Raw genomic sequence first — 13,433 nt, forward strand, 5'->3', positions numbered from 1 at the left:
ATAGCCCCGCTCTCTATGTTTCCTTTGTACCTGCTGGAACTAAAGCCAATACGTGATGAGTCAATATACGCCAATCATCTCAATACTGCGGATTAGAGGGCTGTAAAGACTTCGCCGATGGTTATGTCATTGTTATTGATATATGCCGGGCAATTGCATCGTAAACGGATGGGAAACTTGTGCGCCGTATGTGTATGTAAGTGACAGCGGTCGGTCGCGTCGTCATTGACGCCCGACACGCCTCTTGTGCATCCCCGGGGTCCTTGCCGCGTCGGTCTGTGCGATCCCTGCGGTGGGCGGGGTTCCGATCCGGGTGCCCCTATGGCAGAGCGGCCGCCATGTGGGGATCATCAAAGACAGCGCGTCGGTTTGGCCGGCTCTGTGTGACCGCTGTTGCGGCGCTTATCATCGCGGGGGCAGGGTCTCAGGCCGCCTACGCGCAGGACGAGGCCGGATTCCAGGCGTATCTGGGTCAGCTTCGACAGCAGGCATTAGCGGACGGCGTCACCGCGCGAACCGCGGATGCCGTGTTTCCGACGCTGACGCTGAACGACCGGGTGATCGCGCTCGATCGCGCGCAACCGGGTAGCGGTTCGAGCAGCGCGATCCCGGCGTTTGCCCCCTATCGTGCCCAGCATGTCGATGCCGCGCGCATCGGACGCGGGCGACAGACCTATCTGGCGCAGCGCGGCCGGTTGCAGCGGATCGAACGCGAGACCGGCGTGCCGGAGTCGATCATGGTTGCGATCTGGGGCCATGAGACGAACTATGGCAGCTACACGGGCAATTTCGATCTGCTGCGCTCGCTGGCGAGCCTCGCCTATGAAGGGCGTCGGCGGACGTTGTTCGCCGGTGAATTCATCGCAGGGCTGAAGATGCTCGATCGCGGCGTCACGCGCGAACAGCTGAAGGGCAGCTGGGCAGGGGCGACGGGGAACCCGCAATTCCTGCCCTCGATCTATCTCAGGCTTGCGCGGGACGGCGATGGCGATGGCCGTGCCGACATCTGGAACAGCCCGGCGGACACGCTGGCGTCGATCGCGAATTACTTTGCCAATGCCGGCTGGCGCGCGGGCCAGCCCTGGGGTGTCGCGGTCACGGTGCCTTCGGGTTTCGACCGGACACAAATCCGCAATCGCCTGGTATCGCCGCGCTGCCCCCGGGTCTTCGAGCGGCACAGCGGGTGGCGGACGATGGCGGAATGGCGGGCGCTCGGGATCGCCCCGCAGGGCGCGAGCCTGCCCCCGGACCTGGTCATGGCGACGCTGCTCGAGCCCGATGGCCCGGGAGCAACGGCCTATCTGCTGACGGGGAATTACCGCGTGATCCTCGATTATAACTGCTCGAATTTCTATGCGTTGTCGGTCGGGCTTCTCGCCGATGCGGTCGAGCGGTGAGCGCCGCATAAAAATCCTGGAACACGCGCGTGACGCGGTTGTGCCGCCGGGCTAAGGTGCGGCGGCAAGCCCAAGGCGGCGCGGGACCTTGCCCCGATACCGCGTTCCTCTTTTGACGTACGGATACCCATGACGAAGCTGTCCAAGACCCTGTCGGCCGCACCTCTCGCGGCGATTGCCCATCATGCTTTCAGTGCGGCGGTCCGTCCGCGCCTGATCGCCGCGCCGCTGGCGCTGGTCGCGCTGGCGACGCCGTCGATCGCCGCTGCGCCGCAGTTCCAGACCGCCGCACCGATTGCCTATATGCAGGATCTGTCGTCGGGCGCGGTGCTGTTCGCGCGTGACGCCGACCGCCGTATGCCGCCCGCATCGCTTGCCAAGATGATGACCGTCTATGTCGCGTTCGACATGGTCAAGAAGGGCGAGCTCAAGCTCGACCAGATGGTTCAGGTTCGCCCCGAGACCTGGGCAAAATGGCATGGCCCATCCGCGGGTTCGACGATGTTCCTGTCGGCTGGCGAGAATGTCAGCGTCGCCAATCTGCTGTACGGGATCGTGACGCTGTCGGGGAACGACGCGTGCGTCGTGCTCGCGGAATCGATTTCGGGGTCGGAGCAGGCGTTCACCGAGCGGATGAACCGCGCGGCAGCCCAGCTCGGCCTCAAGGACAGCCATTTCGGGACGTCCAATGGCTGGCCCGACAACGGCGTGACCTATGTCACCGCGCATGACCTCGCGACGCTCGCCTCGGCCACGATCACCAATCATCCGAAGCTCTACAAGCAATTCTATTCGAAGCGCGACTTCACCTGGGGCAAGACCATGGGGGGCAGCGCGATCACGCAGGCCAACCGCGATCCTCTTCTCGGCCGCGTCGCGGGTGCCGACGGGCTGAAGACCGGGCATACCGAAGAGGCCGGGTTCGGCTTCGTGGGGTCCGCCGAACAGAATGGTCGCCGCCTCGTAATGGTCGTCGCAGGCCTGACGGGCTTCAACCAGCGCGCGGACGAGTCGGTGCGGTTCATGGAGTGGGGCTTCCGTGCCTGGCAGTCGAAGCCGATCGTCGCGAAGGGCCGCAAGGTCGAGGACGCGTCGGTCCAGCTGGGCGATTCGTCGACCGTCGGGCTCGTCGCGCCCAAGGCGCTGACCGTCACGGTACCCGCGGGCACGTCGCCCGGGATGAACGCCAAGGTCGTCTATCAGGGGCCGATCAAGGCGCCGATCAAGGCCGGTCAGCATATCGCGGATCTCGTCGTTTCGATGCCCGACGGCGTCGAGCAGCGGATGCCGCTGGTCGCCGAGAAGGATGTCGCCGAGGCAGGGTTCTTCGGTCGCGCCTGGGCGGGGCTGACGGGCTTCTTCGGATGATGCGCACCGCGCCGGATCGGATGCGCGATCCGGCGGCACGCGCCATACCGGATCCGCGGACGCGCCGAGGGGCGACGTTGTGACCAGGGTGTTCGGCAATGACGCTGCACAGGCGGCGTTCGTGTCGGCGATGCACGGTGGTGCGCTGCATCATGCCTGGTTGCTGACCGGACCACCCGGTGTCGGCAAGGCGACGTTCGCGCGTATCGCGGCGATGCGGATGCTGGCCGAGGCGCGAGGCGAGCGATCGTCGCTGCCGCCCGGCCTTGATGTGCCCGCCGACGATCCGACGCGGTCGCTGATCGAGGCCGGATCGCATCCCGACTTTCGCGTCCTCGCGCGCCTGCCCAAGGATCCCGACAAGCCCGATCAGGACATCGCGCGAAGCATCTCGATCGCGCAGGTCCGGACGCTGCAGCCGCTGTTCGCAACGACCCCGTCGATGGGGCCGCGCAGGGTCGTGATGATCGATGCGATCGACGATCTCGAGCGGGGGGGCAGCAACGCGCTGCTGAAGAACCTCGAGGAGCCGCCCGCGGGGACGATATTCCTGCTGGTCAGCCACGCGCCCGGGCGATTGCTGCCGACCATCCGGTCGCGGTGCCGCCTGTTGCGGTTCGGGGCGCTCGAACCGGCCGAGGTCGCGGCCGCGATCCGTGCGGCGCGTCCCGATCTCGACGACGGCGAAGTCGAGGCGCTGGTCCTCGCCAGCGAAGGCGCGCCGGGCAAGGCGCTGCGCTATGCCGGGCTCGATCTCGCCGGGATCGACACCGCGATTGCCCGCATCGCGCGCGATGGTGACCGCGACAACGCGCAGCGACTGAGGCTCGCAAAGGCGCTCGCGGGAAAGCCCGCCCAGCCGCGGTACGAGGCGTTTCTCGACCGGGTACCCGCGTTCATCGCGCTGGCGGCACGCGAGCGCTCGGGTCTGCGGCTGAAGGCCGCGCTCGACGCGCACGCGGCTGCACGCGATCTCGCGGGGGCGGCTATCGGGCTGTCGCTCGACGCGCAGGCCACCGTGTTCGAGATGGCGGGCCTCGTCGCAACGCTCCACGAGTGAACCGGGGGGAGGGCGTGCACCGCGTCGCCACGCGGTGGCTTCACCTGCTCCGGGGGATGTTCTAGGAGCGCGGCATGGCCGATCCTTTTTACATCACCACCGCAATCCACTACCCCAATGGGCGACCGCATATCGGCCACGCCTATGAGATGATCGCCGCCGACGCGATCGCGCGCTTCCAGCGCCAGGCGGGGCGCGACGTGCTCTTCCAGACCGGTACTGACGAGCATGGCCTCAAGATGGTCCAGGCCGCGCGCGACCGGGGCGTGCCGGTGCGCGAATTCGCCGACGAGATGTCGTCCTATTTCAGCGCGATGGCCGATCGTCTTGAGATTTCGTATGACCGGTTCATCCGCACCGTCGACACCGATCACTATGCCGCGAGTCAGGCGATCTGGCAGGCGATGGCGGACGCGGGCGATCTGTATCTCGATCGGTACGAGGGCTGGTATTCGGTCCGCGACGAAGCATTTTACGACGAAGCCGAATTGACCGGGGAGGGCGACGATCGCCGCTCGCCGCAGGGAACCCCGGTCGAATGGACCGCGGAGGAGACCTGGTTCTTCCGCCTGTCGAAATATCAGCAGCCGCTGCTCGATCTCTATGCGGCGAACCCCGATTTCATCCGGCCCGAAAGCCGCCGGAACGAGGTCATGCGGTTCGTCGAGGGCGGGCTGTCCGACCTGTCCGTCTCGCGGACCAGCTTCGACTGGGGAGTGCCCGTGCCCGGCAGCCCTGGACACGTCATGTATGTCTGGGTCGACGCGCTGACCAATTACCTGACCGGGACGGGCTATCCTCATACCGGCCCGCATACCGGCACAACGGATTCCGATCTGGCTCGCTTCTGGCCGGCGGACCTGCATCTGATCGGCAAGGACATCGTGCGGTTCCACGCGGTGTTCTGGCCCGCGTTCCTGATGTCGGCGAACATTCCGCTGCCCAAAAGCGTGTTCGGCCACGGCTTCCTGCTGACGCGCGGCGAGAAGATGTCGAAGTCGGTCGGCAACGTCGTCGATCCGATGGCGCTGGCGGATGCGTTCGGCGTCGACGCGCTGCGCTATTTCTTCCTCCGCGACGTGAGTTTCGGCCAGGACGGCAGCTATTCGCCCGAGGCGATCGTCACGCGCGTCAACGCCGAGTTGGCGAACAGCTTCGGCAATCTGGCGCAGCGGACACTGTCGTTCATCGCCAAGAACCTCGACGGCGCGCTTCCCGCGGATGGGACCGTCGATCCTGCCGACGGGCAGTTGATCGAGGAAGTGATCGTCGCCTGTGCGGCATTCAAGGCAGGGTTCACCGATCTCGCTCTGTCGCACGCGATCGAGGCGTGGATGCGCGGCGTCTTCGCCTGCAATCAGTATATCGACGCGCAGGCACCCTGGGCGCTTCGCAAGACGGATCCCGAGCGCATGAACGCGGTGCTCGGCACGCTCGTCCGCGCGATCCGGATGCTGGCGATCGCGATCATTCCCGTCGTACCGAGCGCCGCCGGCAAGGTGCTCGACCAGATCGGTGCCGATGCGCGCGATCATGCCGCGATCGATGACGATGGCTGGTATGCACGGACCGCGGCAAGCGCGTTCAGGATCGTCACGCCGACCGGCGCGTTTCCTCGGCTGGACCTGCCGCAGGATGCCGAAGCCTGATGCTTGCCGACAGCCATTGCCACCTGAACTACCCGGGTCTCGTCGAGGATCAGCGGGGGGTGCTCGCGCGGGCGCGTTCACGCGGCGTCACCGCGATGCTCAATATCTCGACGCGCGAGAGCGAATGGGATGCCGTGGTTGCGACCGCCGAGCGCGAGCCGGATGTCTGGGCGACGATCGGTATCCATCCGAACGAAGCCGACAGTCACGGCCTGGTCGATGCCGCGACGCTCGTCGACCGCGCTAAACATCCGCGGATCGTCGGCCTAGGCGAGACGGGGCTCGACTATTACCGCGAGACGTCGGATCGCGAACGCCAGCAGGCGAGCTTCAGGGCGCATATCGACGCCGCCCGACAGACCGGGCTGCCGATCGTCGTCCACACGCGCGATGCCGAGGGCGACACCGCGGCGATCCTGACGGAGGAAATGGGGAAGGGGGCCTATTCGGGGGTCATCCACTGTTTCACGGCGAGCGGAGAATTCGCCGACAAGATGCTGGATCTTGGGCTTTTCATATCGCTGTCGGGGATCGTGACGTTCAAGAATGCCCGCGATCTGCAGGCGGTCGCGGCACGGTTGCCGATCGAGCGGCTGTTGATCGAGACCGACGCGCCATTCCTGGCGCCGGTGCCGAACCGGGGCAAGACGGGCGAGCCGGGTTTCGTCGCCGACACGGCGAAGTTCCTTGCCGAACTGCGCGGCGAGACACTCGAAAACCTGACACGCCGCACGGCCGAGAATTTCCACGCGCTCTTCAGCAAGACGAAGGATGAGGCCTCGGCGTGAAAGTAACGATACTTGGCTCTGGCACGTCGTCGGGCGTGCCGCGGATCGGCAACGACTGGGGTGCCTGCGATCCGTCCGAGCCTCGCAACCGCCGTACCCGCGTTTCAGCACTGATCGAGCACGAGGATACGCGGATCCTCATCGACACCGGGCCTGACATGCGCGAGCAACTGCTCGCGGCGAATGTCGCGACGTTCGACGCGGTCATCTGGACGCATGATCATGCCGATCATTGCCACGGGATCGACGATCTCCGGCAGGTCTTTCATGCCATGGGGAAGCCGGTCGTCGGCTATGCGCGGGCATCGACGCTGACCGCGCTCGAGTCCCGCTTTACCTATGCGTTCAAGGGACGCAGCGGTTATCCGTCGACGATTGCAGCAAACGTCCTCCCGGACAGGCTGACGATCGGCGGGATCGACATAAGCGTCACGGATCAGCCGCACGGTTCGATCACCGCCGCGGGCTTGCGGTTCGAGGCCGCGGGAAAGTCGATCGGCTATGCGACCGATTTCCACGAGATGACCGATGCGATGACCGCGCTGTACCAAGGGCTCGACGTCTGGATCGTCGATGCTTTGCGCAAGCGACCGCATCCGACGCATCCGCAGCTCTCGTCGGTGCTTGATTGGGTCGAGCGGTTTCAGCCGCGCCGTACCGCGCTGATCCACATGGACCACAGCATGGACTATGCGTCGCTGCGTGCGGAACTGCCCGAGGGGGTCGAGCCCGGATATGACGGGATGGTTCTCACCGCGTAAAGCGATCGCACACGATATTTAACATAATGCATATTATCAATCTTGCGGATAGGCGGATTGATAGCGTCAGCCAACAGGATGCCCCCCGATGATCGAGCGCCTGACCGAGATCATGAAACGTCTGCGCGATCCGGTCGCTGGCTGCGAATGGGACCGCGTCCAGACATGGTCGACGATCGCGCCGTACACGATCGAGGAAGCCTATGAAGTGGCCGACGCGATCGAGCGCAACGACGCCGCCGATCTCAAGGACGAGCTCGGCGACCTGCTGCTCCAGGTCGTCTTCCACGCGCAGATCGCCGAGGATGCCGGCGCGTTCACGCTGGCGGACGTGGTCGATGCTATATCCGACAAGATGGAGCGGCGGCATCCCCATATCTTCGGCGACGCGTCGGCGTCGCCCGGCTGGGAGACGATCAAGGCTGCCGAGCGGATGGCGAAATCGGACGATGCCGCCGACACCAGCGCGATCACCGGCGTGGCGCTCGGCCTGCCGGCACTGGCACGCGCCGAGAAGCTGCAGAAGCGTGCGGCCCGTGTCGGCTTTGACTGGCCCGATGCCGCAGGTCCGCTTGCCAAGGTGCACGAGGAGATCGACGAGATCGCGACTGCGGGGCCCGATACGGTGGCCGAGGAAATGGGCGACCTGCTGTTCGCGGTGACCAATTGGGCGCGTCACCTCGGCATCGATGCGGAGGCAGCCCTGCGGCGTGGAAACGCAAAGTTCGAAGCCCGATTCCGTGCGATGGAGCACGAAGCGGGCTCCGGATTTGCCGCCCTCACGCTCGCCGAAAAGGAAGAGCTATGGCAGGCCGTCAAGCGTCGCGGCGGCTGAACCGATCATAGTCCGCTTCCGAGAGACGCACGTCGTAGGTCGTCTCAAGGCCGTCATCGTGGCTGTCGACCACCTGCCCGTGCGCGTGGAGCCACGCGGCGCCCGCCCCGTCGGTTGCGTCCAGCGTGATGTGATACCGCCGATGCGCATTGGTCAGCCTCGCCGCGACCTGCGCGATGAGGTCGTCGACCCCTTCCCCACCCAGCGCCGAGATCGCCACGACGTCATCGCGGTGCGCGGCCTCGCCCACCACTTCCTCGTGATCGGCGGGATCGAGCAGGTCGAGCTTGTTCCAGACTTCGAACCGGGGCGTCGTATCGTCGACGCCGATCTCGGCGAGCACGGTCTCGACGTCCGCGCGCTGCGCCTCGGTATCGGGATGCGCGATATCGCGCACATGGATCAGCAGATCGGCCGAGACGACCTCTTCGAGCGTCGCCTTGAACGCGGCAACGAGCTGTGTCGGCAGGTCGGAGACGAACCCGACGGTATCCGACAGGATCGCCTTGTCGATCCCCGGCAGGCGGATCTGACGCAGTGTCGGATCGAGCGTTGCGAACAACAGATCCTCCGCCATGACATCCGCGCCAGTCAACCGGTTGAACAGCGTCGACTTTCCGGCATTGGTGTAGCCGACCAGTGCGATCACCGGCCACGGCGCGCGCTGACGCCGATCACGGTGAAGGCCGCGCGTCCGGCTGACCTGCTCGAGTTCGCGGCGCAGTCGTGCCATGCGATCACGGATCAGGCGGCGATCCGCCTCGATCTGGGTCTCGCCTGGACCGCCGAGAAAGCCGAACCCGCCGCGCTGACGCTCGAGATGCGTCCAGCTTCTGACGAGCCGTCCGGCCTGATAGTCGAGATGCGCCAGTTCGACCTGCAACCGGCCCTCGGCGGTCGCCGCGCGTTCGCCGAAGATCTCGAGGATCAGACCTGTCCGGTCGATGACCTTCGTCTCGAGCGCCTTTTCAAGGTTGCGCTGCTGGATCGGGCTGAGGCTGGCGTCGAACACGACCAGCCCGGCCTCTTCGAGACGGACCTGCGTCGCGAGCAATTCGACTTGCCCGCTCCCGATCAGCGTCGCCGGCTTTGCCTGCCGGACGCGATAGGCGATGCGTTCGGTAACGACCACGCCGATCGCGGCGGCAAGACCGGCGGTCTCCTCCAGCCGCGCATCGACGTCGCGCGTCGCATCGCCCTGATCGGGCAGCACGACGATCGCGCGCATGCCACGCGCGAAATCGTCGCGATCGCGTTCGAAGCCAGTGCTCAAACCGATGGTCCCGTCATCGTACCGATCATTCCTCGTCCGCTCCGTCGTCCGTCTCGTCGGTCTCTTCGGCGAGATTGAGCGGCCGCGCAGGCTGGATCGTCGACACCGCATGCTTGTAGACGAGCTGTGCCATGCCCTCGCGCTGCAGCAGCATGCAGAAGAGGTCGAACCCTGCAATCTGCCCCTGCAGCATCACGCCGTTGATGAGGAACATCGTCACGCTGTCTTCGGACTTGCGGACCGCGTTGAGGAATATCTCCTGGAGCAGCGGCTGCTTCTTCTGGTTTTCGCCGACCGAGGCGACGATCGCGTCGATGTCCATCGGACCGGCGGGCATGATCGTCGAGATCGCATGCTTGTAGATCAGCTGGGACTGCCCATCGCGGCGCAGCAGGACGGAGAAATTATCGAACCAGGTCACGATCCCCTGGAGCTTGACGCCCTTGACGAGGAACATCGTGACGGGCGTCTTCGTGCGACGCAGCGCGTTGAGAAAGAGGTCCTGAAGCGAGCCAGTTTTTTCGGCCAATGGGATAACCCTTTTATTGGCGGGACTTTGCCCGCATGGCGCCGTTTCCCGGCGTCGGAGACTCGCCCGGTTGCCGGGCGCGGTGCTGATCTAGGAACGCGGTGTCGTTACGTCCATAGCCTGATACCGCGCCGCACGATCATTCTTCGCGCGTTTCGGTGATCCCCAGCAGCTTCAGTTTGCGATGCAGCGCCGATCGCTCCATCCCGATGAAGCTGGCGGTACGCGAGATATTGCCCGAGAAACGCCGGATCTGAACGCGCAGATACTCGCGCTCGAACGTCTCGCGTGCCTCGCGGAGCGGCGACCCCATGATCGCGGTCCCCCCCGCCCCGCTCATGTCCCCCTGATCGCCCAGCACTTCGGCGGGCAGCAGATCGAGGTCGATCCGCCCGATCCGGTCGCCCGGCGCGAGGATGATGGTACGTTCGACGACATTGCGGAGCTGGCGAACATTGCCCGGCCAGTCATAGGATTGCAGCGCAACCATCGCGTCGGGCGCGATTTCCGGCGTCCGCACGCGGCGCTCGGCGGCATAATGCGCGATGAAATGCTGGACCAGTGCGGGAATGTCCTCACGCCGGTCCGCGAGCGGCGGAATGACCACGGGCACGACGTTCAACCGGTAATAAAGGTCCTCGCGGAATCGTCCCTCGGCGATCTCGTGGACCAGATCGCGCGCGGTCGCCGACACGACGCGGACATCGACCTTGACCACGCGCGTGCCACCGACGCGCGTGAAGCTCTGGTCGGTCAGCACGCGCAGAATCCGTGCCTGAGTCGCGATCGGCATGTCCGCGATCTCGTCGAGGAACAACGTGCCGCCATGCGCCTGTTCGAGCAGCCCGGGCCGGACCACGTCGCCGGTATCCTCGGCACCGAACAGCTCCTCGTCGACCCGCTCGGGGGTCATCCGCGCGGCGCTGACGATGATGAACGGCGCGTCGGTGCGCAGGCTCCAGCCGTGGAGCAGCCGCGCGGCCACCTCCTTGCCGACCCCTGCCCCGCCCATGATCAGTACGCGGCTGCCCGTCGCGGCGACGCGCTTCAGGGTGGCCCGGACGCCGTTGATCGCGCCCGAGCTTCCGGTCAGGTCGGTTTCACGGCCGACCGTCGCGCGCAACGACGCGACCTCGCGACGCAGCCGCTCGGTCTCGGTCGCACGCGCGACCATCAGCAGCAACCGCTCGGCCTCGAAGGGCTTTTCGATGAAATCGGACGCACCCCGGCGGATCGCCGCGACCGCGGTGTCGAGGTTCCCGTGACCCGAAATCACGAGCACCGGGATCGACGGGTCGCGCCGCTTGATCTCGTCGAGCAGTTCCAACCCATCGAGCCGCGATCCCTGAAGCCAAACGTCCAGGAGCACCAGCGACGGCCGCCTTGCGGCGATCGCCTCCAGCGCGGCATCGCTGTCGCCGGCATCGCGCGTCTGGTAGCCTTCGTCCTCCAGGACGCCGGCGACCAGTTCGCGAATGTCACGTTCGTCGTCCACGACGAGAATATCGAGCGCCATCAAATCATGTCCGGTTGCGGTTCATTGCGACGAGCTGGCCTTCCCCTGCCGGCTCGAGTGCGGATGCCCCCTGGTCGAGTGCTGCCAGCGCTCTGGCATCGAAATTCATGGTGACGACGGTCCCACCACCGGGACGATCCGAAAATCCGATCGTTCCGCAATGTTCCTCGATGATCTTCTTGACGATGGCAAGTCCCAGCCCCGTCCCGCGAGCGCGTGTCGTCATATACGGCTCGATGATCCGATCGCGATCGGCGGGAAGTCCGATGCCGGTATCCGCCACCTCGATCGCCACGGACAGCACGCGCCCCTCGTGGAGCGTCTCGGTCAGCGTCATCGTCACCGCGCCGCCCTGGTCGTCCTTGCGCGTCTCGATCGCCTCGACCGCGTTCTTGACGATGTTGGTCAGCGCCTGGCCGATCTGGCGACGATCGCAGACGAGCATCGGACCCGGATCGTCGTGCACGAGCAGGAACCGGATGCCGGGATGCGCGACCTCGTGGAGGAACATCGCCTGGCGCGCGGCGTCGAGCAGCGATTCCTCGCGGAAGACGGGCTTGGGCATCCGGGCGAACGACGAGAATTCGTCGACCATCCGGCGCAGATCGGCGACCTGTCGGATGATCGTGTCGGTCAGTCGTGCGAACGTGCCGTCTTCGACATCGATCTTGCTGCCATAGCGACGCTGCAGCCGCTCGGCCGCGAGCTGGATCGGGGTCAGCGGGTTCTTGATCTCGTGCGCGATCCGCCGCGCGACGTCGGACCATGCCGCACGGCGCTGGTCGAGCAGCTGCTGCGTGATGTCGTCGAACGTCAGGATCGGGCCGGTCGGGGCATGCGCAATCCGGACGGCGAGCGTGCGTGCCTCTCCCGCCTGCCCGACCTGGACGATCGCCTCGCGACCGCCCTCCTGGACCAGCGCGTCGAGTTCCGGCGCCACGTCGTGCAGCGTCCGCCCGACGAGCCCGTCGACGCCGAGCAACTGCGTCGCGGATCGATTGGCGATGCGAATGACTCGGTCGTTCGCAGCCGCGACGACGCCCGCCGAGACATCCGCCATCACCGCCTCGATCAGCGCACGCCGCGTCTCGAGCTGATCGTTCGCGGTCATCAGATCGGCATTCTGCTCGTGCAGCCGCCCCGTCATCTGGTTGAACGCGCGCGCCAGCGTTCCGACTTCGTCGCGGCTGCGGGGATCGGGCACGCGCGCCGTGAGATCCCCGGCGGCGACCCGGCGCGCCGCATCGACGAGTTCGCCCACCGGCCGGACGAGGCGATCCGCGACGGCCAGCGCGATCCAGACCGCGATCCCGACGATCAGCAGCGAGATCCCGAGCAACGCGGCATTGAACAGCAGTTGCAGGCTTCGCGATCGGGCAAGCAGCTGCCGGTAGCCCGCAAGCACCGCATTCGCACGCTGCGTCTGCCCCGAGAGCAGCTTGGTATCCTCGACGCGCCCCGCGTAGAGGAACAACTCGTCTGCGCCCGGCAGCATCGTGATCGTCCGGATCCGTTCGCCCGTGACCGATACGACGGCGGGCTTGCCGCTGCGGAGTTCCTTGATCGCGTCGGGCGTGACCTGACGTGTGAAATCGATCTCGTACGGATTGACGACGGCGAACGTCTGGATCTCGTTCTGCGGGGTGACCTTGAACAGCGCCGCCTCGGACAGGCTGCGATAATAGACCTGCTGATAGAAATAGCCGGAAAAGTCGGGGCTCTGCAGCGACCGCTCGCGGAGGTAGTTCGACATGTCGGCGGCCATCGTCACGCTCGCCTCTTCCCAGCGGCTGAGCTGGCGCGCGTAGGAGGACTGGGCGAGCTCGGTCGCGTTTTCCAGCATGCCGCGCGCCTGGTCCGAATACCAGAACTGCACGCCATATTGGAACAGCAGCGACGCGAAGATCGTGACGAGCAGCATCGGCACCGCCGCGACGATCGAGAACAGCGTCACCAGCCGGACGTGGAGCCGCCCGCCCCCGCCGATCGGCGACCGCGCCGCCCGGCGCATCGCCACGCGGCGTCCGAGCAGCATCAGCAGCGCGATGCCCGGGACGAGGTTTGCGATCAGCAGCAAGGCGATGAGCGGCGGCTCGATCAGCCGTTGCGGCGAATCGGCCGTACTGATGACGAGATAGCTCGCGACCGCGACGATGACGGCAAGCGCGACGACCATGGCTTCGATGGCCGGGGTGACGGCGAACCGGTGCGGCGGGACGTCCTCGTCGATAGGTAGCGTCGCTGTGGCGATCATCGT

Annotated in this window: 11 protein-coding genes; 7 read left to right on the top strand and 4 right to left on the bottom strand. The window is 65.9% G+C overall.

Features of this window, described 5'->3' with window-relative positions:
• Nucleotides 1-338: 338 nt before the first annotated feature.
• From AC0CH3_RS07225 to mazG, 7 genes are all read left to right on the top strand, one after another.
• On the top strand, nt 339-1,397 hold the full coding sequence (locus tag AC0CH3_RS07225; RefSeq protein ID WP_465237731.1) for a lytic murein transglycosylase: 1,059 nt from the start codon (nt 339-341) through the stop codon (nt 1,395-1,397).
• A 129-nt stretch (nt 1,398-1,526) separates the two neighbouring features.
• Nucleotides 1,527-2,765: a D-alanyl-D-alanine carboxypeptidase family protein gene (locus AC0CH3_RS07230; protein WP_354299899.1), complete on the top strand. Its 1,239-nt coding sequence runs from the start codon at nt 1,527-1,529 to the stop codon at nt 2,763-2,765.
• Between the two features lie 79 nt (nt 2,766-2,844).
• Entirely contained in the window at nt 2,845-3,825 is a 981-nt protein-coding gene (locus tag AC0CH3_RS07235) for an AAA family ATPase (RefSeq protein ID WP_354299901.1), read from the top strand.
• Nucleotides 3,826-3,899: 74 nt separating this feature from the next.
• Nucleotides 3,900-5,474, top strand: a complete 1,575-nt coding sequence (gene metG / locus AC0CH3_RS07240) for a methionine--tRNA ligase (RefSeq protein ID WP_354299903.1) — start codon at nt 3,900-3,902, stop codon at nt 5,472-5,474.
• A complete protein-coding gene (locus AC0CH3_RS07245; protein WP_354299905.1) occupies nt 5,474-6,262 on the top strand; it encodes a TatD family hydrolase in 789 nt (262 codons plus the stop codon). Before metG ends, AC0CH3_RS07245 begins: the two co-directional genes overlap by 1 nt.
• A complete protein-coding gene (locus AC0CH3_RS07250; RefSeq protein ID WP_465237732.1) occupies nt 6,259-7,023 on the top strand; it encodes an MBL fold metallo-hydrolase in 765 nt (254 codons plus the stop codon). Before AC0CH3_RS07245 ends, AC0CH3_RS07250 begins: the two co-directional genes overlap by 4 nt.
• A gap of 88 nt (nt 7,024-7,111) precedes the next feature.
• On the top strand, nt 7,112-7,858 hold the full coding sequence (mazG, locus tag AC0CH3_RS07255) for a nucleoside triphosphate pyrophosphohydrolase (RefSeq protein WP_354299909.1): 747 nt from the start codon (nt 7,112-7,114) through the stop codon (nt 7,856-7,858).
• Here mazG and hflX read toward each other — a convergent pair.
• From hflX to AC0CH3_RS07275, 4 genes are read right to left on the bottom strand one after another with little or no spacing between them, the layout of a single operon-like run.
• Nucleotides 7,839-9,131 carry a GTPase HflX gene (hflX, locus tag AC0CH3_RS07260; protein WP_056023177.1) on the bottom strand — a complete coding sequence of 431 codons (1,293 nt, stop codon included), beginning with the start codon at nt 9,129-9,131 and terminating at the stop codon, nt 7,839-7,841. The genes mazG and hflX overlap by 20 nt on opposite strands.
• A 25-nt stretch (nt 9,132-9,156) precedes the next feature.
• Nucleotides 9,157-9,750 (bottom strand): RNA chaperone Hfq, encoded by a 594-nt coding sequence (hfq, locus tag AC0CH3_RS07265; protein WP_082446142.1) that lies wholly within the window; start codon nt 9,748-9,750, stop codon nt 9,157-9,159.
• Between the two features lie 49 nt (nt 9,751-9,799).
• Nucleotides 9,800-11,176: a nitrogen assimilation response regulator NtrX gene (gene ntrX / locus AC0CH3_RS07270; protein ID WP_056023181.1), complete on the bottom strand. Its 1,377-nt coding sequence runs from the start codon at nt 11,174-11,176 to the stop codon at nt 9,800-9,802.
• A gap of 4 nt (nt 11,177-11,180) precedes the next feature.
• The gene (locus tag AC0CH3_RS07275; RefSeq protein ID WP_354299911.1) at nt 11,181-13,430 is read right to left on the bottom strand and encodes a sensor histidine kinase; all 2,250 of its coding nucleotides are present in this window, start codon (nt 13,428-13,430) and stop codon (nt 11,181-11,183) included.
• Nucleotides 13,431-13,433 lie beyond the last annotated feature (3 nt).

Source organism: Sphingomonas sp. AC449, assembly GCF_979253475.1.

Excerpts from the sequence above, each read along its gene's own strand:
- AC0CH3_RS07225 (WP_465237731.1), top strand. The coding sequence starts at position 339 with ATGTGGGGATCATCAAAGACAGCGCGTCGGTTTGGCCGGCTCTGTGTG.
- AC0CH3_RS07245 (WP_354299905.1), top strand. The coding sequence starts at position 5,474 with ATGCTTGCCGACAGCCATTGCCACCTGAACTACCCGGGTCTCGTCGAG.
- AC0CH3_RS07230 (WP_354299899.1), top strand. The coding sequence starts at position 1,527 with ATGACGAAGCTGTCCAAGACCCTGTCGGCCGCACCTCTCGCGGCGATT.
- AC0CH3_RS07275 (WP_354299911.1), bottom strand. The coding sequence starts at position 13,430 with ATGATCGCCACAGCGACGCTACCTATCGACGAGGACGTCCCGCCGCAC.
- mazG (WP_354299909.1), top strand. The coding sequence starts at position 7,112 with ATGATCGAGCGCCTGACCGAGATCATGAAACGTCTGCGCGATCCGGTC.
- ntrX (WP_056023181.1), bottom strand. The coding sequence starts at position 11,176 with ATGGCGCTCGATATTCTCGTCGTGGACGACGAACGTGACATTCGCGAA.
- metG (WP_354299903.1), top strand. The coding sequence starts at position 3,900 with ATGGCCGATCCTTTTTACATCACCACCGCAATCCACTACCCCAATGGG.